Here is a 24,343-nt window from a genome sequence, read left to right on the forward strand (position 1 = left end):
GGGCCCGCCGCCTCCCGGCCCGCTACTTCTTGCTCGCCGCCTCCCCGCTCGCCGCCTCCCCGCTCGCCGTCTGCCCCCGCGCCACCTCTTCGCGCGCCGCCGCCCCGCTCGCGACCGCCCCGCTCGTCGTGGACCCGAGGCCCGCGTCCACCACGAGGACCAGGGGCACGTGACGGCACGGCACGAGCCTCACCGCACCCCGGGCGGCGGGGCGCGCCCGCTCCAGGACCGCGGCGAAGCCGGGCCCCCGGGTGAGGGATCCGGCCAAATGTGCCGGGTCGGCGGAGGCGGCCACCCGGCCCCGGGCGTTCACCAGGTACGCGGGCCCCGGCAACTCCCGCAGCAGGGGCAGCACCGCCGTCTCGAAGTGGCGCAGGTACACGTCGGCCGCGGCCACTCCGGCGAAGCGGCCCGCCACCTCGACCGGCGCCGACAGCGTCAGGCTGTACTCGTCGGAGCACAGATAGTCGACGTAGGGCCCGGCCACCGCCCGTCGCCCGGTGTCGCGGGGCAGCGCGAACCAGTCCCAGTGCGTGTAGTCCGCGTACGCCGACCGGCCTGGATCGAGGTCGAGCAGCAGGGGCCGTAGATCACCCTCACCGGTGCTCTGCCACCACTCCAGCCACGCCGGTACGTCGGCCAGCAGCCCCGGCGCGGCGATGAAGCCGACCCCCGAGACCAACTCCTGCCGCGCCAGCCGCAGATGCAGCCCCGGCCGCAGCGCGGCCAGATCGGCGGTCGCGGGCCGGCGCCCCTCGGCGGCCACCCGCGTCAGCAGCGCCTCCGTCTCGGCCGCGGTCTCGGCGACCGCCTCGAAGACCGCCTCCAGGGCGCGGCCCACCCGCGCGGCTACGCCTTCGGCGGCGCGCTCGGCCGCACCCGTGCCGTGCGTCGCGGCCGGCGCTCCGGCGAGTGCCGGGATCGTGCTCATGGCGCCCTCCAGCGGACAGGACCAGACGCGGTGCGGCCAAGGGCCCCGTCGCCGAAGTCCCGCCCGCCGCACCCTTTTCGGGCGGACGCCGGGGCTTTCGCGCCAGGCCCTACAGCGAGAGCCGCAGGGCGACGAGCCGCGCCGCCGACTCCTCCACGCACCGCTCGGCCAGCGTACGGGCCGAATCACGGGCCCCATCCTGCACGGCCAGGACGACGGCGCGCTGCCGGTCTGCGACTTCTTCACGATATTCGTCGTCCCCGAGCACGAGGCACAGCAGCGCGCCCACCTCGGTCTGCAACGCGACCTGCTCCCGGGTGAGCCGGGCCGACTGCGCCGCCGCCGCCAGCTCCACGTGGAAGCGTCCGTGGACACGGCTGCGCGCCGCCGCGTCGGCGGCGTCGGTGAACTCAGCGACCGAGCGGCTCAGTTGACGTAGGTCCTCCGGTTCCGTGCGGTCCGCGGCGAGGCGGGCCGCCGCGCCCGACAACGCGGCCCAGTGGTCGCCGAGATCGCGCAGTTCCTCGGTGCTCCAGCCGCGCAGCCGGCTCTTCAGCCGTGCCCGTCCGGGCCGTCCGGGCAGCGAGACGAAACTGCCGCCGCCGCGTCCGCGCCGGGTGGTCACCAGCCCCTGCTGCCGCAGTGCCATCAGCGCCTCCCGCAGGGTCACCGTGGACACCCCGAGTTGCCCGGCCAGTTCGCTCTCGCCGGGCAGCTGCTCGCCGTCGGCGAGCAGACCCAGCTCGATGGCGTCACCGATCCGGCGGACCACCGCGTCCACCCGCGCCCGCCTCTCCACCGGGGCGAACACGGCCCTGCGGGCGCCGACTTCACCCGGGCCGCCCCGCTCGCCTACGCCCACGCTCAGGCCGCCCACGCCCGCGCTCAGGCCGCCCACGCCCACGCGCGGGCCGCCCGGGCTCAGGCCGCCCGCCCCGCCGCCACCGCTCGTGCCCCCGTCCCCGCTCCCGACGTGTCGTTGCTTCACGGCCACCACCTTGCCCGTTGACCCAAGCTTTGCCCTGAGGCGGTCTTGAACCTTGAACTATGACTTCATATGTTTCCGAGCAACGTTCGTGAGCGCCAGAAAGGTTCCCGCATGGAGGGGATTGCGGTCCGGCTGCAGGCTCTGCGCAAGACGTTCGGGGAGACGACGGCGGTGGCCGGGGTCGATCTGGACATACGGGACGGGGAGTTCTTCTCCATGCTCGGCCCCTCCGGCTCGGGCAAGACCACCGTCCTGCGGCTGATCGCCGGCTTCGAGACCCCCACCGAGGGCCGCGTCGAACTCGCCGGGCAGGACGTCACCGGGCTCGCCCCGTTCGAACGGGACGTCCACACCGTCTTCCAGGACTACGCCCTCTTCCCGCACATGACCGTCGAGCAGAACGTCGCCTACGCCCTGAAGATCCGCAAGGTGCCCAAGGCCGAACGGATGGTGCGGGCCCGCAAGGCACTCGCCGAGGTCCGCCTCGACGGACACGGACGGCGCCGCCCCGCCCAGCTCTCCGGCGGACAGCGGCAACGGGTCGCCCTCGCCCGCGCCCTCGTCGGCCGCCCCCGCCTGCTCCTGCTGGACGAACCGCTCGGCGCCCTCGACCTCAAGCTGCGCGAGCAGATGCAGCTGGAACTCAAGGCGCTCCAGCGCGAGGTCGGCATCACCTTCGTCTTCGTCACCCACGACCAGGAGGAGGCCCTGACGATGAGCGACCGCATCGCCGTCTTCCACCAGGGCCGCCTCGAACAGGTCGGCACGCCCGCCGAGATCTACGAACGCCCCGCCACCTCGTTCGTCGCCTCCTTCGTCGGCACCTCCAACCTGCTCCGGGGCGACGCCGCCCGGCGCATCCTCGGCGCCGGCGGCACCCACAGCGTCCGGCCGGAGAAGATCCGCGTCCTGAAGGAAGCCGCCATCCTCGACGAACCCGAGCACGCCACCGCCACGGGCACCGTCGCCGAGGTCGTCTACCTCGGCGACACCACCCGCTTCCTGGTCGACCTCGACGCCGGCGGCCGCCTCACCGCGCTCCAGCAGAACCTGGAGACCTCCGCCGAGGACGTCGCCGCCTACCGCGGCACCCGGGTCCGCCTCACCTGGCACCGCCGCCACACCGTCCACGTTCCCGACTGATCCCCCCAACGTATGGAGAACGTCGTGCGCCTCACCCGAACCCTCCAGGCAGCGGCCGCCGCCACCGCACTCCTGTTCGCCGCCACCGCCTGCGGCTCCTCCGGCGGCGGTTCCCCGGCCACCGGACTCAATCCGCCCGACCTCAAGGCGCCGACGAAGCTCGGCACGTCCGAGGGCCAGGTCAACCTGATCGCCTGGGCCGGCTACGTCGAGAACGGCTCCAACGATCCCAAGGTCGACTGGGTCACCGACTTCCAGAAGCAGACCGGCTGCCAGGTCCACTCCAAGGTCGCCGCCAGCTCCGACGAGATGGTCAAGCTGATGAAGACCGGCGAGTACGACGCCGTATCCGCCTCCGGCGACGCCTCCCTGCGCCTGATCGCCTCCGGCGACGCGGCCCCGGTCAACACCGGCCTCGTACCGAACTACAAGGACGTCTTCAGCGGCCTGAAGAACGGCAGCTGGAACTCCGTCAAGGGCACGATGTACGGCATCCCGCACGGCCGCGGCGCCAACCTGCTGATGTACAACACGCAGAAGGTCACGCCCGCGCCCACCTCCTGGTCCGCGGTCTTCGACGACGCCGCCGCGTACAAGGGCCACGTCACCGCGTACGACTCCCCGATCTACATCGCCGACGCGGCGCTCTATCTCAAGGCCACCAGGCCCGAGCTGAAGATCAAGGACCCCTACGCGCTGGACCAGAAGCAGTTCGACGCGGCCGTCGCCCTGCTGAAGAAGCAGAACGCGGACGTCGGCGAGTACTGGAGCGACTACCTCAAGGAGGTCTCCGCCTTCAAGAGCGGCGACTCCGTGGTCGGCACCACCTGGCAGGTCATCGCCAACCTCGCCGCCTCCGAGGGCGCCAAGGTCAAGGCGTTCGTGCCGAAGGAGGGATCCACCGGCTGGTCCGACACCTGGATGATCTACGCCAAGGCCAAGCACCCCAACTGCGCCTACCAGTGGATGAACTGGATCATCTCGCCGAAGGTCAACGCCCAGGTCGCCGAGTACTTCGGCGAGGCCCCCGCCAACTCCAAGGCCTGCGCACACACCAGCGACAAGAACTTCTGCGCCACCTACCACGCCGCCGACGAGGGCTACTGGAAGCACATCGCCTTCTGGAACACACCCATCGAGCAGTGCCTGGACGGCCGCACGGACGTCAAGTGCGTGCCGTACGCCAAGTGGGTGCAGGCCTGGACCGAGATCAAGGGCTGAGCATGAGCCTGCTGACGCGGACCGCGGGGGCGCTGCACCGGCGCCCCCGCCTCCGGCTGTCCCTGCTGCTGACCGCGCCGCTGCTGTGGCTGGCCGTGCTCTACCTCGGCTCGCTGACCGTGCTGTTCGTCTCGGCGTTCTGGACGACGAACTCCTTCACCTCCGAGGTGGTGAAGGCCTGGTCGACCGACAACTTCCACGAGTTGTTCACCACGCCGGTCTACCGCCAGGTGATCCTGCGCAGCATCGGCGTGGCGCTCGCCGTCACCGTTCTGTGCGCGGTGATCGCCTTCCCGCTCGCGTTCTACACCGCGCGCGTCGCCCGGCCCAGGTGGCGCCCGCTGCTCGTGGTGGCGATCCTCACCCCGCTCTGGGCGAGCTACCTGGTCAAGGTGTACGCCTGGCGGCTGATCCTCTCCCAGGGTGGGCTCGCCGACTGGATGCTGAGGCCGTTCGGGCTCAGCGGCCCCGGCTTCGGCCTGCCGGCCGCCGTCCTCACCCTGACGTACCTCTGGCTGCCGTACATGATCCTGCCGATCCACACCGCGCTGGAGCAGCTGCCCGCCGGACTGCTCGAAGCGTCCGCCGACCTCGGGGCGCGTCCCGGACGCACCTTCCGCTCGGTCGTGCTGCCGATGGTGCTGCCGTCGCTCGCAGCCGGATCGATCTTCACCTTCTCGCTCAGCCTGGGCGACTACATCACCGTGCAGATCGTCGGCGGCAAGACCCAGCTGATCGGCAACCTCGTCTACTCCAACATCGAACTCAACCTCCCCATGGCCGCCGCCCTCGGCACGGTCCCCGTGGTGGTCGTCGTCCTGTACCTGCTCGCGATGCGCCGCACCGGCGCCCTGAGCAGCCTCTAGGAGCCCGCCGTGCACCTCTCCCGTTCCTCGCGCATCGCGCTGCGCGTCGCCGCCGGGTTCGGCTTCGCGGTGATCTACGTGCCGCTGCTGCTGGTCCTCGTCAACTCGCTGAACCCGGACCGGAGCGCGAGCTGGCCGCCGCCCGGACTGACCGCGCACTGGTGGTCGGTGGCCTGGCGCAACTCCGGGGCCCGCGACGCCCTGTGGACCTCGGTGCGGGCGGGCCTCGGCGCCACCGCCATCGCCCTGGTCCTCGGCACGCTGATCGCCTTCGCCGTCGCCCGGCACCGCTTCTTCGGCCGCGGCACCGTCTCCTTCGTGGTCGTCCTGCCCATCGCCCTGCCCGGGATCGTCACCGGCATCGCCCTCAACTCCGCCTTCTCCACGGTGCTGCGGCCGCTCGGGGTCGGACTCGGGCTGTTCACCGTGGTCGTCGGGCACGCCACCTTCTGCATCGTCGTCGTCTTCAACAACGTCGTCGCCCGGCTGCGCCGCACCTCCCGCTCCTACGAGGAGGCGGCCATGGACCTCGGCGCCGACACCTTCCGCGCCTTCGTCGACGTCACCTTCCCGCTCGTGCGCTCGGCACTGTTCGCGGGCGCCCTGCTCGCCTTCGCCCTGTCCTTCGACGAGATCGTGGTCACCACCTTCACCGCCGGGCCCGGCGTCGAGACGCTGCCCATCTGGATCTTCGACAACATGACCCGGCCGCAACAGGCTCCCGTCGTCAACGTCGTGGCCGCCGTCCTCGTCCTGCTCTCCGTCGTGCCGATCTACGTCGCCCAGCGGCTGTCGGCGGACACGGCGACCGGGAGCCGGGTGTAGGCCCGGCGGCAACGGCCAGGCTCCACCACCGTACGATCCCCGGACTCCGGTCCCCCCAGTGGTCGTTGTCAGTGGCTGTTGGAACAAGTTTTCGCGCAGCCACGCACCACAGGAGACCCCTTGAGAGAGTTGACGGGTTTGGCGACAGCGCCTTTGGGCGGGAAGTTCACCAACAGGTGGACACGGTTGTCCTCGCCGTTTGGCTGCACTCGCTCGCAGTCGAAGTCCACGCAGATCGACAGCGTGATCTCCTCCATCCACACCAGGTGATCACCCGTGAACACGTTATGCCCGGAGCCTTGTCACCAAGACCTAGTGCACATGCATCACGAAAGTACAGTGTCGACCAGTTCTGATCTCCTGCATCTCTCCCACAGCCCAAGTACGTACGGTGGCTCTCATGCAGCTTCGGTACAGCTTTCGCCTGTACCCGGATCATGCCCAACGTGGGGCGCTGGCACGGGCATTCGGGTGCGTCCGCGTCGTGTTCAATGACGCCGTGCGCGCCCGGGAGGACGCACGCGCGGCGGGAGGCCCGTTCCCGAAAGCCGGGGAGTTGTCCACGCGCCTGATCACCCAAGCCAAGCAGACCGAGGCCCGCTCCTGGCTGGGCGAGGTCTCCGCGGTCGTGCTCCAGCAGTCCCTGCGCGATGCCGAGACGGCCTACAAGAATTTCTTCGCCTCCCTCAAGGGCGAACGCAAGGGGCGCAAACTGGGGGCGCCGAGGTTCAAGTCCCGTAAGGACGCCCGGCAGTCAATGCGGTTCACCGCCAACGCCCGCTGGTCGGTCACCGACAGCGGACGACTGAGCCTGCCGAAGATCGGGGCCATCAAGGTGAAGTGGTCACGCACCCTGCCCACCACCCCGACCTCCGTTACCGTGATCAAGGACGCGGCCGGAAGGTACTTCGCATCCTTCGTCATCAACACCGACCCGGCCGCCGACGCCGCCCGGACACCCGAAAGCGACCAGGCCGTCGGCATCGACCTCGGGCTGACGCACTTCGCGATCCTCGATGACGGCACGAAGATCGACTCCCCCCGGTTCCTACGTCGCGCGGAGAAGAAGCTGAAGAAGGTCCAGCAGGAGTTGTCCCGCAAACAGAAGGGATCGAAGAACCGGGAGAAGGCCCGTCTGAAGGTCGCCCGCGCGCATGCCCGAGTTGCCGACGCGCGCCGTGAATTTCACCATCAGCTCTCCACGAAGCTGATCCGCGAGAACCAAGCCATCGGCGTGGAAGACCTGGCGGTGAACGGACTGGCGCGCAGCAGACTGGCCAAGAGTGTTCACGATGCGGGCTGGTCACAGTTCGTGGCCATGCTCGTCTACAAGGCCGAGCGGTACGGACGCACCCTGACCAAGATCGGCCGGTTCGTGCCGACCAGTCAGACCTGCTCATACTGCGACCATGTGGATGGACCCAAGCCCCTCCACATCCGGGTATGGACCTGCCCCGCTTGTGGAGCCCTCCTCGACCGGGACATCAACTCCGCACGCAATGTGAAAAAGGCCGCCGGACTGGCGGTGTCGGCCTGTGGAGCGCCGATAAGACCAGAATCCGCTCTGGCACAGCGCAACGAAACAGGAAGCCGCGGATTCCCTCCCAAAGTCCGTGCCGCCTAGCGGCACAGCACGAGAGAGAAGGCCAGAATCCTCGGGCTTCAACCAGGGGAGCAAGTCAAGTGTACGCCTACCCGCACAAGGCCGAATACCGCCGCCTGCCCGACCGCCCCGCACTGCGCTCCCTGTGGGCGGCGGAGCCCAAGGACACCCTCTCGCTGTACCTGCACATCCCGTTCTGCGAGGTGCGCTGCGGATTCTGCAACCTCTTCACCCGCGTCGGCGCCCCCGACGGGCTGACCGGCGCCTACCCGGACGCCCTGGACCGCCAGGCGGCCACCGTGCGCGAGGCGCTCGGCGACACCGAAGACGTCCGGTTCGTCACCGCGGCGTTCGGCGGCGGCACCCCCACCTTCCTCACCGCCGCCGAACTCCAGCGCCTGTGCGACGCAGCCGAACACCGTATGGGCGCCGACCTCCGGGCCGTCCCGCTGTCGGTGGAGCTACGACGGCTCCTACCGGACGGCGCTGCGCCCCCGCCCGTGCCCGCTGGCCGTCTGCGACTGCCACATCGGCTACGTCCACCTGGAAACCCTGCCGCTGTACGACGTGTTCGCGGGCGGCGTCCTGGAACGGGTGCCCGCACGGATGCCCGCGGGGTTGCCCGTCATGCCGCCCCGCTAGGACGCGACGCCTCGCGTACTTGCTCCTTTCACATGGGCGACATCGCACCCTTCCCTCACGTTCGGTGCTCTTGGAACACTCGCTGCGCGCGCATTCCGTCCGTTCCGGCCATCCGCACGTCAGGATGAGAGGACCCGTCCATGCCGTCACCCATGTCCGAAGTCAACCGGCGCCGCTTCCTGGGGATCGCGGGCGCCACCACGGCGTTCACCGCCCTCGCCGGCAGCATCCAGCGGGCCGCCGCGCTGCCGGCCAACCGTCGCACGGGGTCCATCGAGGATGTGGAGCACATCGTCGTCCTCATGCAGGAGAACCGTTCCTTCGATCACTACTTCGGCACGCTCAGAGGTGTCCGGGGCTTCGGCGACCCGCGCCCGGTCACCTGGCCGAACGGAAAGAGCGTCTGGCACCAGACGGACGGCGGCGGCAAGGAGGTCCTGCCCTTCCACCCCGACGCCGACGACCTGGGCCTGGCCTTCATCCAGGACCTCCCGCACGGCTGGAACGACGGACACGCCGCCTTCGCCCAGGGCCGCTACGACACGTGGGTCCCGTCCAAGGGCACCACGACGATGGCGTACCTGACCCGCGACGACATCCCGTTCCACTACGCGCTCGCCGACGCCTTCACCGTCTGCGACGCCTACCACTGCTCGCTCATCGGCTCCACCGACCCCAACCGCTACTACATGTGGTCGGGCTACACCGGCAACGACGGCCAGGGCGGCGGTCCGGTCCTCGGCAACGACGAGGCCGGGTACGGCTGGACGACGTACCCCGAGCGCCTGGAGCGGGCGGGCGTCTCCTGGAAGATCTACCAGGACGTCGGCGACGGCCTCGACGCGGCCGGGAGCTGGGGCTGGATCTCCGACGCCTACCGCGGCAACTACGGAGACAACTCGCTGCTGTACTTCGACCAGTACCGCGACGCCAAGCCCGGCGACCCTCTCTACGACAAGGCCCGCACCGGAACCGACGCCCGCAAGGGCGAGGGCTTCTTCGACCGGCTGAAGGCCGACGTCAGGGGCGGCAGGCTGCCGCAGATCTCCTGGATCGTCGCGCCGGAGGCCTTCACCGAGCACCCCAACTGGCCCGCCAACTACGGCGCCTGGTACGTCGCCCAGGTCATCGACGCGCTGACCAGCGTCCCGGAGGTGTGGGCGAAGACCGCCCTGTTCCTCACCTACGACGAGAACGACGGCTTCTTCGACCACCTGATCCCGCCCTTCCCGCCCGCCTCCGCCGGCCAGGGCCGGTCCACGGTCGACGTCGGCCCGGACCTCTTCAAGGGCGACACCGGTCATGTCGCCGGCCCCTACGGGCTCGGCCAGCGTGTGCCCATGCTCGTCGTCTCGCCCTGGAGCAAGGGCGGGTACGTCTGCTCGGAGACCCTCGACCACACCTCGATCATCCGGTTCATGGAGCGCCGGTTCGGGGTGCGCGAGCCCAACATCTCGCCGTGGCGGCGCGCGATCTGCGGCGACCTGACCTCCGCCTTCGACTTCTCCCGCGAGGACACCCGCCCGGTCTCCCTGCCCGACACCACCGGCTACGAGCCGCCGGACCGCGACCGCCACCCCGACTACGTGCCGGCCCCGCCCGCCCAGGGCGCCCTGCCCCGGCAGGAGCGTGGCCGGCGGCCGACCCGCCCCCTGAAGTACGCGCCCCAGGTGGACGGTTCGGTGGACCCGGCGGCCGGGAAGCTCACCCTGAGCTTCGCCTCCGGCACGCAGGCCGGGGCCGCCTTCCTGGTCACCTCCGGCAACCGCACCGACGGCCCCTGGACCTACACCACCGAGGCGGGCAGGACCGTCTCCGACAGCTGGAACTCGGCGTACTCCGGCGGCTCCCACGACCTCACCGTGCACGGCCCGAACGGCTTCCTGCGGGTCTTCAAGGGTCCCGGCAGGGCGGCGGGACCCGAGGTCACCGCACGGCACGTCGGCGACGACGTCGAGCTGACCTTCACCAACAAGGGCACGGGTACGGTCCGTCTGAAGGTGACCAGCGGCTACGGCGGGAGCGCGGCGGCGGTGAGTGTGCGGCCGGGCGCCACGGTGCGGCGCCGCTACGACCTCGCGGAGAGCGGGCGCTGGTACGACCTGACCGTCACCTCCGAGGCGGACGCGGCGTTCGTGCGGCGGTTCGCCGGACATGTCGAGAACGGGCGTCCCGGTGTGAGCGATCCGGCGATCGCGACCGACTGAGGCGGGGGCGGGCGACGGTTGCTTTCCGGCCGCCTCGCGATACTGTGCCCCGGTGACCACGCATTCGAACACACCTGCAGGCTGGTACCCGGATCCGCACGGCGCGGCGCAGACGCTCCGTTACTGGGACGGCGCGCAGTGGACCGAGCACACCCACGCGGGCGGGCAGGCCCCCGCCGCCCCCGCGCCCGACGCGCGCGTGCAGCAGCAGGTGCAGCAGCAGGCCGGCGTCGCCCCGAGCGGCGCCGGCGGCGGCACGCTGTTCAGCGAGCCGGTGCTCGTGGTGAACCAGAAGGCCAAGCTGATCGAGCTGACCAACGAGTACACGGTCTTCGACCAGAACGGCAACCAGCTCGGCGCGGTCACCGAGGTCGGGCAGAGCGCGCTGAAGAAGATCCTGCGGTTCGTCTCCAGCCTCGACCAGTTCATGACGCACAAGCTGGAGATCCGGGACGGCTACGGCCGGCCGCAGCTGCTGCTCACCCGGCCCGCGAAGTTCTTCAAGTCGCGGGTGATCGTCTCCCGCCCGGACGGCTCGCAGGTCGGCGAGATCGTCCAGCAGAACGTCTTCGGCAAGATCAACTTCGCGATGAACGCGAATGGCCAGCAGGTCGGCGCGATCAAGGCGGAGAACTGGCGCGCCTGGAACTTCGCGATCGTCGACCACGCCGACAACGAGGTCGCCCGGATCACCAAGACCTGGGAGGGCCTGGCCAAGACGATGTTCACGACCGCCGACAACTACGTCCTCCAGATCCACTACCAACTGCCCGAACCGCTGCTGAGCCTGGTGGTGGCGACGGCGCTGACCGTCGACACCGCGCTCAAGCAGGACTCGCGCGGCCTGGGCTGACGCAGGGCCGTACGGTCGTGGACTCCCGGCGCGGCGGCGGTCACAGGGGCGTGAGGTGCCCCGGTCCGGAGCGGCGCGTCCCGGACCGCCGGGGCAGCAGCGCAGGTTCCTGGGACGCCGACTCCGGCTCCAGGGCCAGGACAGCGGCCACGGGGTGCGTCTCGTGGCCGTCGTGCTGTGCGATTTCCGGGCGGCCGGGCTCCGGGTACGGCCGCTTGGCCGGCGCGGAGTGCGGGGTCGCCCGCGTGAGCGCCACGACCCCCCAGGAGGCGAGTGCCGCTCCCGACAGCGCGATCAGCACCCCGCTCACGCCGCCGTGCAGCCCCTGCCCGAGCAGGGTGAGCCCGATCACCGCGGCCGCCACCGGGTTCGCCAGCGTCACCACCGCCAGCGGGGCTCCCAGGCCGCCCCGGTAGGCGGTCTGCGACAGCAGCAGCCCGCTCGTCGCCAAGGCCGCGACCAGCAGCGCCACGATGATCACCCGCGCGCTGAACAGCGGGCCGGAGTGGTCGGTGGCGGCGACGGTCACGGTCTGGGTGAGCGCGGAGGCCACACCGGAGGCGACCCCCGACGCGGTGGCGTGCCGCAGGCCCGGTCGCGCCCCCGGACGGGACAGCGCGCCGATCAGGACGGCGGTGGCGCCCGCGACCGTCAGCGCCTCGGCCGGACTCAGCACCTGCTCGGGTGCGGGCCCGGACGCCGCCACGAGCAGCGCGCCCAGTCCCAGCAGGGTGAGCGCCGTGCCGCGCCACTCGCCCGCCGCGACCCGCCGACCCGCCATCCGCGCACCCATCGGCACCGCGGCCACCAGGGTGAGCGCACCGAGCGGCTGTACCACGGTCAGCGGGCCGTACTTGAGGGCCACGACGTGCAGCAGCGCCGCCGATCCGTTCAGTGCCACGGCCCACCACCACGCGCCCGAGCGCAGCAGTCGCAGCGTGCCCGAGCCGGCCGTACGCGCGGCGAGCCGTTCCTGGGCGACCGCGGCGGCGGCGTAGGCGACGGCCGAGAACAGCGAGAGGACCACGGCGAGCAGGGCGGCGGCGCTCATCGGGCCGCTCCGACCAGGGTGTTCTGCTCGGCCGGTACGGACGTCTTCCGGATCCGTGCGGGGATGCCGGCCACCGGGCGATGCGGCAGGGGTATCAGGGCGAGGGCGAGGCCGAGCAGCGCCGTCGCCGCCACCGCGTCGAGCCAGTAGTGGTTCGCGGTGCCCACGATGACCAGCAGGGTGAGCAGCGGGTGCAGCAGCCACAGCCAGCGCAGGCGGGAGGTGGTGGCGACGATGAGGGCGATCGCCACCATGAGCGCCCAGCCGAAGTGGAGCGAGGGCATCGCCGCGAACTGGTTGGAGAGGTGGTCGGTCTTCGGGGGTCCGTACACCGACGGCCCGAACACGCGCGCGGTGTCGATCAGGCCCGACTGAGCCAGCATGCGCGGCGGGGCCAGCGGGAACGTCAGATGCAGCACCAGGGCCGCGGCCGTCAGGGCGGCGAGCACGCGGCGCGTCCAGACGTAGTGCGCCGGACGGCGCAGATAGAGCCAGACCAACAGGCCCGCGGTGGCGGGGAAGTGCACGGTCGCGTAGTAGGCGTTGGCGAGGTGCACGAGGGTGTCGCCGTGCAGCAGCAGGGACTGGACCGAGCCCTCGCCCGGCAGGTGGAAGGCCCGCTCCAGGTCCCACACGTGGTGGGCGTTGCGGAAGGCCTCACCGGTGTGGTCGGCGGCGAGCTGCCGGCCCAGCTTGTAGACGAGGAACAGGCCCGTGACGAGCAGGAGCTCGCGCACGAGCGGAGGCCGGGCGGGTTGGTCGGTCCCCACCGCGGCGGCCTCGGTTCGGGAAGTCATGCCCCGGCCCCCTCGTTGGTGCTGATGCGTGTGTGTGGCTGTCCCACACCATCGATACGGTAGCGTACCGATACGCCAGTGTACCGATACGGTCAGGTACCGGTACACTGGCGTATCGATCGAATACCTCACACCTAGCGCGCCACACTGGAGAGCGGCCGGAGCGCCGCCGGAACACGAGCGAGGAGAAGAGAGATGACGTCGCAGGCCGCGGACGGACCGGAGACGGTCGCCTCCTCGCGCCGCTCCAAGATCACGCCCGAGCGTGAGCGGGAGTTCTTCGACGCCGTCCTCGAACAGATCCGCGAGTGCGGCTACGACGCCGTCACCATGGAGGGCGTCGCCGCCAGCACCCGCTGCAGCAAGTCCACGCTCTACCGGCAGTGGAAGAACAAGCCGCAGTTCGTGGTGGCCGCGCTGCGCGCCCGCCGACGCACCCGGTTCGGGGGCATCGACACCGGTTCGCTCGCCGGAGACCTGCGACAGGCGGCGCGCGCCGCGGGGGAGTGGTCGGCCAACGACACCCGGCTTCTCCAGGCCCTCGGTCACGCGATGCTGCAGGACCGGGAGCTGAAGCAGGCCCTGCGCGAGACGCTGGTCGAGCCGGAGCTCGCCGCGCTGCGGGAGATCCTGCGGCGCGGGGTCGAACGCGGAGAGGTCCGCGCCGACAACCCGGCGCTGGAGTACGTGCCCGCGCAGATGTTCGGCGTCCTGCGCATCCGGCCCGTGCTGGAGGGGGAGTACGCCGACCCGGACTATCTGGTCCGGTTCGTGGAGGCCGCCGTGCTCCCCGCACTCGGCCTCACCCCATGATCCAGGCCGCCGTCCACGGGATGACTGGACGGTGACCTGATCGCGCCGCACCGTGGGGACGGGGGCGGCGCGCACCCCGGCCGGGTGGTGTCCCTCTGAGCGGACAGGGACGCCACCCGGCCGGCGAACACCCGGCCGGATCAGACGTTCTGGCCGCTGCCCCCGCCCGAGGACACCTTGATGCCCCGGGTGATGTCGTCGATCACGGACTGCTGCTCGGAGACGTCCACGCCGAAGCGGACCACGACCAGCCGGCGGGAGTCCGCCGGGGACGGGAAGGCCAGGGACTCCACATATCCGTCGGAGCCCTTCTCGGTGACCGCCTTCCAGCGCACCAGGTAGCCCTTCTGGCCGGCCACGGTCACTTCCTTGGAGGCCAGCACCTGGTGCGAGGTGATCGCGCCGTAGGACTTGCCGCCGTAGGACTCCTTGGCGTTCGCCGCGATGTCGGCCTTGGCGACCTCCTCGGCCGTCTCGCCCCGGGTCCCCAGCAGCAGCGCGGGCGCCGAGTACGCGCCGCCCTTGGTGCAGGTGGCGCCGGTGTCTCCGGGGCACTTGTAGGCGTCGTCCGAGGTGACCTGGGCGCCCACGCCGAGCTGCTGGCCGTACCAGCCGTCGGGTATGGGCAGGCTGATGCCGCTGGCCTGGTCGGTGACCGACCCGCTCCGTATCTTCGGTGCCTCGGACCGGCCGCCGCCGGACCCTCCCGAATCCCCGGATCCTCCGGAGCCGCCCTGGCCGCCGTCTTCGCCGTCCCCGCCGGGGCCGCCGAACGGCCCGCCCCCGCCGCCGGACCCCTCCCGGCCGCCGGAGCCGCCCTGTCCACCCGGGCCCTGGTGCGAACCGGCCCGGTTCCCGCTCCCGCCGTCGTCCTTGCTCAGCGCGTACACCCCGACCCCGATGCTCGCCAGCACCGCGGCGGCCAGCACGACGGCGACACCCGTGCGCACCCCGCGCCGCCGCGCCGGCGGCTGCCCCGGATACCCCGGATGCACGGGGTACCCCGGATGGCCGGGATACGCCGGCTGTCCCGGCTGCGGGGACTGGCCCGGCTGTCCCGCGTACCCGGGCTCTGCCGCGGGCGGCTGCGTCGGCGGACCCCATACGGCGCCCGACCCGGCGGGGCGGGTCCGGTCCGTCCATGCCTTACCGTCCCACCAGCGCTCGGTGGCGGGACCGTCACTTGTCTGCCCCGGGTCGGGGTACCACCCGGGGGGAGTCACCTGCGTCATGCCCCCACCGTATGAGGCCTCGGTGAAAGCCGGATGAGAGGGCCGCCCCTCGGACCAGGATCCGCCGCGCGAGCCGGGTGAGCGGTCCGCGCCGGACTGGACGGTCGCCAGGGCTGGGTGAGTGGGCCGCCCACTGGACCGTGACCGTCGTGAGGCCGGGTGTGTGGGCTGTCTGTCGGCCGGGAGTTGTCGCGAGAGCCGGGTGAGTCGGCTGTTGACCGGGCCGCGATCGTGGCGAGTGCCGGATGAGTGGGGCTCGCCGGACTGGACGGTCGTCAGGGCTGGGTGAGTGGGCCGCCCACTGGACCGTGACCGTCGTGAGGCCGGGTGTGTGGGCTGTCTGTTGTCCGGGAGTTGTCGCGAGAGGTGGGTGAGTCGGGTGTTGGCCGGGCCGCGATTGTCGCGAGTGCCGGATGAGAGGCGCCGCACGGGACGATGACCGTGGCGAGAGTTGGGTGAGTGGTCCTCGCCGGACTGGACCGTCGTCAGAGCCGGGTGAGTGGGCCGCCCGCCGGGCCCAGGCCGTCGTGAATGCCGGGTGAGTGGGCCGCCCGCCGGGCACAGGCCGTCGTGAATGCCGGGTGAGTCGGGCGTCCGTCGGACAGGGCCGGTGTGAGGGCCGGACTGGACGGTCGCGCTGGGGTCGGCCGCCGCGAAAGTCCGTGCGGGGCACGGCCGTTGACGGCTGTCTGTTGACAAGGCACCCCAGTGCCGCGCAGGTCGCGGGGTCGGTGCGTCGTCCGGCCGCGTCGTAGGTCACCCGACATGGCAACAGGTGCCCCGACCGGCCTCCGCCGCGGCGGTCCGAGGACTAGGCTCGGGATCCGTACGTCGTTCGGGCGACTTGGGGAGGTAGCGGGATGACGGAGGTACGGTCGGGTGCGACCGCCTCGGCTTCCCTGTGGGAGCGCGACGAGGAAGTCACCGCCGTCCGGCGCGCGGTGGACACACTGTGCTCCGACCGCTCGTCCACCGGAGGGCTGCTGGTCTTCCAGGGCGAGGCCGGACTCGGCAAGACCGCCCTGCTGGCCGAGACCCGGCGGATCGCCGAGGAGCGCGGCTGCACCGTGTGGTCGGCGCGCGGCGGCGAGATCCTCCGCTCCGTCCCCTTCAACGTGGTACGGCAGTTGCTGCAACCCGCCCTGATCACGCTGATGCCGGAGGAGGCACGCGAGTACCTCGGCGACTGGTACGGCATCGCCGGGCCCGCCCTCGGCATAGCGGAACCCGGCGACCGGCAGGCGGACCCGCAGGGGGTGTGCGACGGCCTGGTCGCCGCGGTGCGCCGGCTGGCCAAGCGCGACTGGCCCCTGGTGCTGCTGATCGACGACGCCCACTGGGCCGACGAGGAGACCCTGCGCTGGCTCGCCGCGTTCGCCGAACGCCTCGACGACCTGTCCGTCCTCGTCGTGGTGACCCGCAGGCTCGGCGAGGTGAGCGGGCAGAGCGCCCAGTGGCTGGACGCGGTCGCCGCCGCCGCGGGCGTGAGCACCCTGAACGCCCTGACACCGGAGGCCACCGCAGGCCTCACCCGCATCGCCCTCGGCCCGCACGTGGACGCCCCGTTCTGCCGCGAGGTGTGGGCCGTCACCGGCGGCAACCCCTACGAGACCGTCGAACTCCTCGCCAAGGTGCGCGACAGCGAACTCGAACCCGTCGAGGCCCGGGCCGGAGAACTGCGGGACCTGAACCGCGCGGCCCGCGGCGGCGGACTCGTCGCGCGCCTGGAGGAACTCGGCATCGACGCCACCCGGTTCGCCTGGGCCGCCGCCATCCTGGGCACCGGCATCTCCGTGGATCTCGTCGCCCGGCTCGCCACCATGGGCCGCGACGACGCGCTGCGCTGCGCGGACCTGCTGCGCGGCGCCCGCATCCTCACCGAACCCGACCAGGCGACCGCCCGCGGCGGCGAGGCGGAGCTGGAGTTCGTGCACCCGCTCATCGCCACCGCCGTCTACGACTCCATCCCGGACGCCCTGCGCACCGCCATGCACGGCATCGCCGCCCAGGTCGTCACCGACTCCGGGTTCGGCGCGGCAGCCGCCTCCCGGCATCTGCTCCAGGTCCACCCGGACGACGACGAGGAACTCGTCGAACAGCTGCGCAAGGCCGCCCGCGAACACCTCGCCGTCGGCGCCCCCGACGCGGCCCGCCGCTGCCTGGAGCGCGCCCTGCTGGAACCGCCCACCCCCGAGGTCCACGCCCGCGTGCTCTACGAACTGGGCTGCGCCACGCTGCTGACCGCCCCCGCCACCACCATCGAGCACCTCCAGCTGGCCCTGAGCATGCCCGGCCTGGACGGCGACACCCGGGTCGACGCCGTGTGGCGGCTCTCCCAGGCCCTGCTCCACAACAACCAGCTGGAGGAGGCCGTCCGCACGGTCGAGGCCGAGGCCGCCCGCCACGCACCGGGACCCACCCGGCTGCGCCTGCACGCCGTGCAGTACATGTGGGAGGGCCTGCACGTCGGCGAGACGATCTCATCGGGCCGCTCCGAGCACCTTGCCGAACTCGCCGCCGGCTGCACCGGACGCGACAACTCCGAGCGGGCCCTGCTGATCCTGCGCGGCTTCGACGCCATGACCCGCGGCGAGAACGCCGAGGAGGTCGTCGAACTGTGCGACCGCGCCCTCGTCAACGGCCGCCTCGCCCCCGGACTGGGCTGGACCGACACCGAGTGGGGCATCGAACTGCTGCTGATGCTCGCCAGCGCCTATGCCTACAGCGACCGGCTCGACCGGGCCGAGACCCTCTACAACGAGGCACTGCGCGCCTACGAGACCGCCGGCTGGAGCGGCGGCCACCTCGCCCTCGCCCACGCCTACGTCGGCCTCGGCCACCGCAGGCGCGGCCGGCTCAGGGAGGCGGAGGCGGCCCTGCGCGAGTCACTGCGGCTCGCCGAACGGGTCGGCCGCGGGCTTCCCCTGTACTGGACCGCCACCTGCAATCTCGTCGACACACTGCTCGCCCGCGGCCACGCCGAGGAGGCCTGGGAGGTCGCCGAGCGGTACGGGTTCGCCCCGCCCTACCCGTCCACCATCGTGATCCCCGACCCGCGCAGCGTCCGCGGCAGACTCCTGCTCGCCGCCGGTCGCACCAAGGACGGCGTCAACGAACTGGAGGCGGCCGAGAAGGCGGCGGCCCTGCGCGGCCACCACAACCCGGTGATGGTGCCCTGGGCGGCCGACCTCGCCCGCGCCCTCGCCGCCGAGGACCCGGCCCGGGCCGCCCGGCTCGCCGCCGACGTCCGCCGCCAGGCCGAGCGGTTCGGCACCGACACCGCGATAGGAGAGGCACTGCGCTGCGCCGCCGCCCTGGAGACCGGCCAGCGAGCCGTCCGTCTGGCCGCCCAGGCGGTCACCTATCTCGAAGCCTCCCCGTGCCAGTACGAACACGCCGCCGCCCGCGTCGAGTACGGCATCGCCTCCCGCTCGGTCGCCGAACTCGAACGCGGCCTGGCGCTGGCGCGCTCCTGCGGTGCGGACGGACTGGTGGCCCAGGCCCGCGAGGTGCTGGAGTCGGGCCGCGGGCTGCGGTAGCCATGGGGCCCCCGGGTCAGCCATGGGCCCCCGGGTCACAGGCCGAGCAGCTGCTCGGTCACCGCCGCCAGACGCTCGCGCACCCCGGGGTCGTAGGCGGCCTCGTGCGCCCGCGCCGGACGCGTGCCGTCGAAGTAGCGGCCGGAGCCCAGATCCTCGGTGGCCAGCGCCAGCACGCCGGGCGCGCCGTCGGCGACCGTGTTCCAGGGCTCGATGCCGGCCGCCCGCACCATGGACGTGTCCATGTAGGTCGCCGGGTGCAGCACGTTCACCGCGACACCGGTGCCCGCCAGCTCCCCGGCGAGGGAGAAGGTGTGGGCGGCGAGCGCGAACTTGCTGCGGCAGTACGCGGCCACACCGCTGTAGCCGCGGGTCAGCTCGGGATCGGCGAAGTCGAGCGGCTCCTGGCCCGCCGAGCCGACGTTCACGATCCGGGCCGGAGCGTTCCCGCGCAGCACCGGCAGCAGCGACCGGGTCAGCACGACCGGCGCGAGGTAGTTCACCGCCAGCCGCAGCTCGTGCCCGTCGGTGCTGACCTCGCGCGCGGAGCCCGGCTCTCCGCTGCCGACGCCCGCGTTGTTGATGAGAACGTCCAGTCCGGGGTACGCCTGTGCGACCTCGGCCCCCAGCTCGCGCACCTGCGCCAGCGAGGCGAGGTCGGCGACGAACCCCGCCGCCTCGCCCTCGGCGCGCAGTTCCCCGACCAGCCGCTCGGTGCGGTCCGGGTCCCGGCCGTGAGCGAGGACGACGTGCCCGGAGCGGACCAGCTCGAAGGCGACATACCGGCCGAGACCGGAGGTGGCGCCGGTGATCAGAACAGTGGACATGACCCCACCGTAGGCACACCTGCCGCCCGCCCGGGTGCTGCCGTCGGGGGTACGACCAGCAGGGTCACCCTTCGCCGGACTCCTCGGCCAGCACCCGCTGGGCCACCGCGAACGCCGAGTTCGCCGCCGGGACCCCGCAGTACACGGCGCTCTGCAGCAGCACCGCGCCGATCTCCTCCGAGGTGAGGCCGTTGCGCCGCGCCGCCCGTACGTGCATCGCCAGCTCGTCGTAGTGGCCGTGCGCGACCAGCGCCGTCATGGTGATCATGCTGCGCTCGCGGCGGGTGAGCGTCGGATCGGTCCAGATCTCGCCCCAGGCGTAGCGGGAGATGAAGTCCTGGAAGCGGGCCGTGAACGGGGTCTGCCGGGCCTGCGCACGGTCCACGTGCGCGTCGCCGAGCACCTCCCGACGCACCTCCATGCCCCGCCGCGGCGCACCGTCCAGGTGGGTGCGCAGCGCGGCCAGGACGGCCTCCGGTCGCTGGGCGGGCGCCAGGTGGGAGGCCCCCGGGATCTCCGCCAGCGCCGCACCCGGCACCGCGTCCGCGATCTGCCGCAGATGCGCGGGAGGCGTGGCCGGATCCTCACGGCCGGCGATCAGCAGCGTGGGCGCGGCGATCCGGTCCAGCCGGTCGGTCAGGTCGAACGCGGCCAGCGCGTCGCAGCAGGCGGCGTACGCCTCCGGGTCGGTCTCCCGGTGGTCCCGGACCAGCTCCGGCACGGTGAAGTCGCCCGCGAACCACCGGGCGTCCGCGCTCTCCACCAGCCAGGCCAGCCCCTCCCGCCGGACCCGCTCGGCCCGCTCCCGCCATGCCTTGTCGCCACCGAAGTGAGCGGACGAGCAGATCACCGCCAGGGACGCCACTCGCTCGGGATGGTGCACGGCCAGATGCAGCCCCACCGCGCCGCCCAGCGACACGCCCGCGTAGGCGAACCGCTCGATGCCGAGCCCGTCCGCGAGCCGAAGCACCAGTGCGGCGAGGTCGGCGACGGTCGCCCCCGCGCCGACGAGGTCCGCCGCCGAACCGCCGTGGCCGGGCAGGTCCCAGCGGATCACCCGGTGGGAGACCGCCAGCTCCGGGGCGACCTTGTCCCACAGCCTGTACGACGTGCCGAGCGACGGCCCGAGCAGCAGCGGGGGAGCACTGGTGGGGCCTTCGGCGAGGTGGTGCAGAGTCAAGGTCGCTCCAGGGCGCGGTCGGTGAGGGTTCCGGCGGAGCCGGTGTAGCGGGTGGGGTCGGTGAGCCGGCCGAGATCGATGTCCTTCGACTCCGGCTGTTCGGCGAGGAGTTCACCGAGATCACGGCCGTCCGTGTAGGTGCGGCGGGCGAGTTCGGTGAGCAGCTCCTTGGCGTGGGTGCGGCCGAGCAGCGGCGCCAGCTCGGCCGACAGCCGCTCGGAGACGATCAGCCCGTGGGTGAGGCCGAGATGGGCGCGCATGGCATCGGCGTCCACCCGCAGCCCCTCGGTCAGCTCCGCCGCGTCGCGGGCCGCGCCGCCGACCAGCCGCAGCAGGTCGCGCAGCGGCTCCCACTCGGCGTGCCAGGCGCCCGCCGGGCGCTCGTCCTCCGCCGCGAGCGAGCCGTACAGCGTGGCCGCGAGCTGCGGGGCACGCCGGGCGGCCGCCGCGATCAGGGTGGCGCGCACCGGGTTCGCCTTGTGCGGCATGGCCGAGGATCCGCCGCCGCTGCCCTCCGCCAGCTCCGCGATCTCCGTACGGGAGAGCACCAGCACGTCCGCCGCCGCCTTCCCCAGCGCGCCGGCCGCGAAGGCGAGACATCCGGCGAGGTCGGCGACGGGGGTGCGCAGCGTGTGCCAGGGCAGCAGCGGTGCGCACAGGCCGAGTTCCCGGGCGTACGCCGCCGGCAGCGCCGTCGCGTCGTCGGCGCCGTACGCGGCGAAGGCCGCCAGCGTCCCCGCCGCGCCGCCGAGCTGGGCGGGCAGCGTGTTCCGTACGCGGCCGATCCGGTCCCGGGCGTCCAGCACCAGCGATCGCCAGCCGGCCGCCTTCAGGCCGAACGTGGTCGGTACGGCGTGCTGGGTGAGCGTCCGGCCGGGCATCACGGTGTCGCGGTGCGCGCGGGCCAGCCGGGCCAGCGCCGCCTCGGTGCGGGCCAGGTCGGCGAGGACCGCCTCCAGGGTGCGCACGGCCACCAGCATCGTCGCCGTGTCCATGATGTCCTGACTGGTCGCGCCCCGGTGGACATAGGGGCCGTACTCCTCGCCCACGGCCCGCGTCAGGCCGGCGACCAGGGGGATCACCGGGTTGCCGCCCGCGCGGGCGCGCTCGGCGAGCGCGCGCACGTCGAAGCGGGCCGGGTCGGCCGCCCGGGTCACCGCGTCCGCCGCCTCGGCCGGGGCGAGACCGAGCGCGGTCTGCGCCCGGGTGAGGGCGGCCTCGGCGTCGAGCAGCGCCCGCAGGAAGGCGGTGTCGCTCGTCGCGGACGCGGCGGGGGAGCCGGCCCAGCCGGGCCCGAGCAGACCGGCATCGGCCTCGGCGGACGATGCCGGCGATGCAGGGGAAGCGGGTGATGTCACTGGAACTCCAGGAAGACCGTCTCGCCCTCGCCCTGAAGGCGGATGTCGAAACGGTAGGTTCCGTTGCCCTCGTCCCCGGCGATCAACGTGCCGCGTCGCTGCTCGTCCAACCGGGAGAGCAGCGGGTCGGACGCTGCCGCCGTCGTGTCGCCCGGCAGATAGATCCGGGTGAACAGGTGCACGAGCAGGCCGCGCGCGAACACGCACACGCTGAGGTAGGGCGCGTTCCGCCCGCGTGCGCCGGGCCGCAGCGTCCGTACGTACCAGTGGCCGTCGGTGTCGGTCTGGATCCGCCCGAAGCCGGTGAACTCCACACCGTTGCGGCCGAGGAAACCACCGGAGGCCGGGTCGCGCCGCATCGAGCCGTCGACGGCCGGCAGCTCGCCGTCCGGGCCGGGACCCCACACCTCCAGCAGCGCGTCGGGCAGGGGACGCCCCTCACCGTCGTACACGTATCCGTGCATGGTGATCGTGTCCGGATGGCCCAGGGGGGCGATCTCCTCACCGCCGCGGAACGGGAGCGCGTAGCCGTAGAAGGGGCCCACCGTGTGCGACGGCGTGGGCAGCACGCCCTCCGGGCCGCTGGTGTCGATCTTCGTCATGGCAGTCAGCGTCCTTCTTCGATCCAGGTGGCGTGCGGGCCGTCCAGCACGATGTCCCAGTGGTAGCCGAGCGAGAACTCCGGCACCGACAGGCTGTGGTCGTAGGTGGCGACCAGCCGCTGGCGGGCGGCGTCGTCCGTGACGGACTGGAGGATCGGGTCGTAGGGGAAGAGCGGGTCGTTCGGGAAGTACATCTGCGTCACCAGCCGCTGGGTGAACGCCGAGCCGAAGACCGAGAAGTGGATGTGCGCCGGACGCCAGGCGTTGACGTGGTTGCGCCACGGGTACGGGCCCGGCTGGATGGTGGTGAAGCGGTAGAAGCCGTCTTCGTCGGTCAGGGTGCGGCCCACACCGCTGAAGTTGGGGTCGAGCGGGGCGTCGTGCTGCTCGCGCTGGTGGGCGTAACGGCCGGCGGAGTTGGCCTGCCAGATCTCGACGAGCTGGCCGCGCACCGGGCGCCCGTCGCGGTCCAGCAGCCGCCCGGAGACGGTGATCCGCTCGCCGACGGGCTCCCCGGTGTGCTGCCGGGTGAGGTCGTTGTCGATCCCGGTGATGTCCCGCTCGCCGAAGGCGGGCGAGGACAGCTCGACCAGCTCTGGGTCCTTGTCGACGTCGATGGCGACCAGCGGCTGCCTGGGGTGGCGGAGCACGGAGGAGCGGTAGGGCGCGTAGTCGCGGCGCGGGTGGTGCTCGACCGGTGCGCCTTCGGCGAGGCGCTTCTCGTACGCGGCGTGCTCGGCCGCGATCTCCTGGTCGATGTCGTGTTGCGTGAGAGTCATGGGGTACCTGACGCTTCCTTGCGTTCGAGGACGAGGGCGAACTCGGGCCACTCGGCCGGGCGGCCGAGCACCTGGGCGGCGAAGGCTTCGTCGGCTTCGAGGACGTCGAGCGCCTGGACCGGCACGTTCGGCACGCCGCTCAGCCCGCATCCGCCCACCGCCTCCGACGCGCCGTCCGGCACGTCGGCCACCGCCTCCACGGCCGTGGCGACCACCTTGTCCATCCGTGCAGCCCGTCTCTTCGCAATGACCGAGTTAATCAGGGCACTGAGTAATACAGCGATATGCCTTCACGCTGCCACCGGAGGCTAAAACCGTCAAGACGTCGGTGAATCCCTGATCCAGATGAACGACAGGTGAGCGATCGCCTTGTATTGTTCAGTGCACCTACGAATCGATCAGGGAGCGCACATGGCCGCGGTGGACCTGACCACCCACCCCGGGCACCTGGCCCGGCGGCTCCAGCAGGCCCACTACCTGCTGTGGAACACGATGGTCTCCGAGGAGATCACCTCGCCGCAGTTCGCGGTCCTGAACGCGCTCGTCGCCGAGCCCGGGCTCGACCAGCGCACGGTGGGGGAGCGGGTGGGCCTGGACCGGTCCACCATCGCCGAGGTCATCAGCAGGCTCGGCCGCCGGGGACTGCTCGACAAGGTCCGCGACCCGCAGGACGGCCGCCGCTTCCTGCTGCGGCTGACCGAGGAGGGCGAGCGGACCCACCGCAAGCTCACCGTCCGCACCGCCCGGATGAACCAGGTCTTCCTGGCCCCGCTCAGCGACGAGGAGCAGACCCGGTTCTTCGACCTCATCCGCAGGGTCGCGGACGCGGCCGAGGAACTGCGCAACCCGGGGGAACGCACGGCCGCGCCGTCCTGACCCCGTCGCC

At 72.1% G+C, this 24,343-nt stretch carries 22 protein-coding genes and 2 pseudogenes; 12 read left to right on the top strand and 12 right to left on the bottom strand.

The genetic code is table 11. The features are described 5' to 3' along the window. Nucleotides 1–22: 22 nt before the first annotated feature. Together ABZ484_RS21065 and ABZ484_RS21070 are read right to left on the bottom strand one after the other, a co-directional pair. Nucleotides 23–931 (bottom strand): cache domain-containing protein, encoded by a 909-nt coding sequence (locus ABZ484_RS21065; protein ID WP_358867418.1) that lies wholly within the window; start codon nt 929–931, stop codon nt 23–25. 109 nt (nt 932–1,040) lie between these two features. Next, complete coding sequence (locus ABZ484_RS21070; RefSeq protein WP_358867452.1) at nt 1,041–1,793, bottom strand: GntR family transcriptional regulator; 753 nt, start codon at nt 1,791–1,793, stop codon at nt 1,041–1,043. A 237-nt stretch (nt 1,794–2,030) separates the two neighbouring features. Between ABZ484_RS21070 and ABZ484_RS21075 the strand changes: the two genes are divergently transcribed. The 4 genes from ABZ484_RS21075 to ABZ484_RS21090 are packed head-to-tail and all read left to right on the top strand — an operon-like array spanning nt 2,031 to nt 5,974. Beyond that, the gene (locus ABZ484_RS21075; protein WP_358867419.1) at nt 2,031–3,062 is read left to right on the top strand and encodes an ABC transporter ATP-binding protein; all 1,032 of its coding nucleotides are present in this window, start codon (nt 2,031–2,033) and stop codon (nt 3,060–3,062) included. A gap of 24 nt (nt 3,063–3,086) precedes the next feature. After that, nucleotides 3,087–4,283, top strand: coding sequence for an ABC transporter substrate-binding protein (locus ABZ484_RS21080; RefSeq protein ID WP_358867420.1), 1,197 nt, complete (start codon nt 3,087–3,089; stop codon nt 4,281–4,283). Nucleotides 4,284–4,285: 2 nt separating this feature from the next. Further along, a complete protein-coding gene (locus tag ABZ484_RS21085) occupies nt 4,286–5,149 on the top strand; it encodes an ABC transporter permease (RefSeq protein ID WP_358867421.1) in 864 nt (287 codons plus the stop codon). Nucleotides 5,150–5,158: 9 nt separating this feature from the next. Beyond that, nucleotides 5,159–5,974, top strand: a complete 816-nt coding sequence (locus ABZ484_RS21090) for an ABC transporter permease (RefSeq protein WP_358867422.1) — start codon at nt 5,159–5,161, stop codon at nt 5,972–5,974. 68 nt (nt 5,975–6,042) lie between these two features. On the opposite strand, the gene ABZ484_RS21095 is transcribed toward ABZ484_RS21090, so the two are convergent. Beyond that, nucleotides 6,043–6,231 (bottom strand): transposase, encoded by a 189-nt coding sequence (locus tag ABZ484_RS21095; RefSeq protein WP_358867423.1) that lies wholly within the window; start codon nt 6,229–6,231, stop codon nt 6,043–6,045. A gap of 143 nt (nt 6,232–6,374) precedes the next feature. On the opposite strand from ABZ484_RS21095, the gene ABZ484_RS21100 reads away from it, so the two are divergent. The 5 genes and pseudogenes from ABZ484_RS21100 (at nt 6,375) to ABZ484_RS21120 (ending at nt 11,279) form a co-directional block, all read left to right on the top strand. Beyond that, nucleotides 6,375–7,598: an RNA-guided endonuclease TnpB family protein gene (locus ABZ484_RS21100; RefSeq protein ID WP_358867424.1), complete on the top strand. Its 1,224-nt coding sequence runs from the start codon at nt 6,375–6,377 to the stop codon at nt 7,596–7,598. 59 nt (nt 7,599–7,657) lie between these two features. After that, nucleotides 7,658–8,038 (top strand): annotated as a pseudogene (locus ABZ484_RS21105) (coproporphyrinogen III oxidase family protein); the annotation flags it as partial. A 1-nt stretch (nt 8,039) separates the two neighbouring features. Further along, nucleotides 8,040–8,219, top strand: a pseudogene (locus ABZ484_RS21110) (radical SAM protein); the annotation flags it as partial. 152 nt (nt 8,220–8,371) lie between these two features. Continuing rightward, complete coding sequence (locus tag ABZ484_RS21115) at nt 8,372–10,426, top strand: phosphocholine-specific phospholipase C (protein ID WP_358867425.1); 2,055 nt, start codon at nt 8,372–8,374, stop codon at nt 10,424–10,426. Nucleotides 10,427–10,478: 52 nt separating this feature from the next. Next, a complete protein-coding gene (locus ABZ484_RS21120) occupies nt 10,479–11,279 on the top strand; it encodes a phospholipid scramblase-related protein (RefSeq protein ID WP_358867426.1) in 801 nt (266 codons plus the stop codon). Nucleotides 11,280–11,319: 40 nt separating this feature from the next. Here the strand turns inward: ABZ484_RS21120 and ABZ484_RS21125 are convergent, their stop codons facing one another. Next, nucleotides 11,320–12,330: a hypothetical protein gene (locus ABZ484_RS21125; protein ID WP_358867427.1), complete on the bottom strand. Its 1,011-nt coding sequence runs from the start codon at nt 12,328–12,330 to the stop codon at nt 11,320–11,322. After that, entirely contained in the window at nt 12,327–13,127 is an 801-nt protein-coding gene (locus tag ABZ484_RS21130) for a phosphatase PAP2 family protein (RefSeq protein WP_358867428.1), read from the bottom strand. Before ABZ484_RS21130 ends, ABZ484_RS21125 begins: the two co-directional genes overlap by 4 nt. Nucleotides 13,128–13,322: 195 nt before the next feature. On the opposite strand from ABZ484_RS21130, the gene ABZ484_RS21135 reads away from it, so the two are divergent. After that, nucleotides 13,323–13,940 (top strand): TetR/AcrR family transcriptional regulator, encoded by a 618-nt coding sequence (locus tag ABZ484_RS21135; protein WP_358867429.1) that lies wholly within the window; start codon nt 13,323–13,325, stop codon nt 13,938–13,940. A 140-nt stretch (nt 13,941–14,080) separates the two neighbouring features. Here ABZ484_RS21135 and ABZ484_RS21140 read toward each other — a convergent pair whose 3' ends face one another. Then, nucleotides 14,081–15,172 carry a DUF2510 domain-containing protein gene (locus tag ABZ484_RS21140; RefSeq protein ID WP_358867430.1) on the bottom strand — a complete coding sequence of 364 codons (1,092 nt, stop codon included), beginning with the start codon at nt 15,170–15,172 and terminating at the stop codon, nt 14,081–14,083. Nucleotides 15,173–16,032: 860 nt separating this feature from the next. Here ABZ484_RS21140 and ABZ484_RS21145 point away from each other — a divergent pair. Beyond that, nucleotides 16,033–18,711 carry an AAA family ATPase gene (locus ABZ484_RS21145; protein ID WP_358867431.1) on the top strand — a complete coding sequence of 893 codons (2,679 nt, stop codon included), beginning with the start codon at nt 16,033–16,035 and terminating at the stop codon, nt 18,709–18,711. A 35-nt stretch (nt 18,712–18,746) separates the two neighbouring features. Here the strand turns inward: ABZ484_RS21145 and ABZ484_RS21150 are convergent, their stop codons facing one another. The 6 genes from ABZ484_RS21150 to ABZ484_RS21175 all read right to left on the bottom strand — a co-directional run bounded on the left by ABZ484_RS21150 (nt 18,747) and on the right by ABZ484_RS21175 (nt 23,681). After that, nucleotides 18,747–19,538: an SDR family NAD(P)-dependent oxidoreductase gene (locus ABZ484_RS21150; protein ID WP_358867432.1), complete on the bottom strand. Its 792-nt coding sequence runs from the start codon at nt 19,536–19,538 to the stop codon at nt 18,747–18,749. Nucleotides 19,539–19,602: 64 nt separating this feature from the next. After that, nucleotides 19,603–20,718, bottom strand: a complete 1,116-nt coding sequence (gene pcaD / locus ABZ484_RS21155) for a 3-oxoadipate enol-lactonase (protein ID WP_358867433.1) — start codon at nt 20,716–20,718, stop codon at nt 19,603–19,605. Continuing rightward, nucleotides 20,715–22,076 carry a 3-carboxy-cis,cis-muconate cycloisomerase gene (gene pcaB, locus ABZ484_RS21160; RefSeq protein WP_358867434.1) on the bottom strand — a complete coding sequence of 454 codons (1,362 nt, stop codon included), beginning with the start codon at nt 22,074–22,076 and terminating at the stop codon, nt 20,715–20,717. The genes pcaD and pcaB overlap by 4 nt, the downstream gene beginning before the upstream one ends. Beyond that, nucleotides 22,073–22,678 carry a protocatechuate 3,4-dioxygenase subunit alpha gene (gene pcaG, locus ABZ484_RS21165; protein WP_358867435.1) on the bottom strand — a complete coding sequence of 202 codons (606 nt, stop codon included), beginning with the start codon at nt 22,676–22,678 and terminating at the stop codon, nt 22,073–22,075. Before pcaG ends, pcaB begins: the two co-directional genes overlap by 4 nt. A gap of 5 nt (nt 22,679–22,683) precedes the next feature. Continuing rightward, nucleotides 22,684–23,457 carry a protocatechuate 3,4-dioxygenase subunit beta gene (pcaH, locus tag ABZ484_RS21170; protein ID WP_358867436.1) on the bottom strand — a complete coding sequence of 258 codons (774 nt, stop codon included), beginning with the start codon at nt 23,455–23,457 and terminating at the stop codon, nt 22,684–22,686. Further along, nucleotides 23,454–23,681 (bottom strand): hypothetical protein, encoded by a 228-nt coding sequence (locus ABZ484_RS21175; protein WP_358867453.1) that lies wholly within the window; start codon nt 23,679–23,681, stop codon nt 23,454–23,456. The genes pcaH and ABZ484_RS21175 overlap by 4 nt, the downstream gene beginning before the upstream one ends. A 187-nt stretch (nt 23,682–23,868) precedes the next feature. Here ABZ484_RS21175 and ABZ484_RS21180 point away from each other — a divergent pair, with 187 nt between their 5' ends. After that, nucleotides 23,869–24,333, top strand: coding sequence for a MarR family transcriptional regulator (locus tag ABZ484_RS21180; RefSeq protein WP_358867437.1), 465 nt, complete (start codon nt 23,869–23,871; stop codon nt 24,331–24,333). The last annotated feature ends 10 nt before the right edge of the window (nt 24,334–24,343 follow it).

It is taken from the genome of Streptomyces sp. NPDC006393, from assembly GCF_040628575.1.
In the GTDB taxonomy this organism is placed as follows: Bacteria; Actinomycetota; Actinomycetes; order Streptomycetales; family Streptomycetaceae; genus Streptomyces.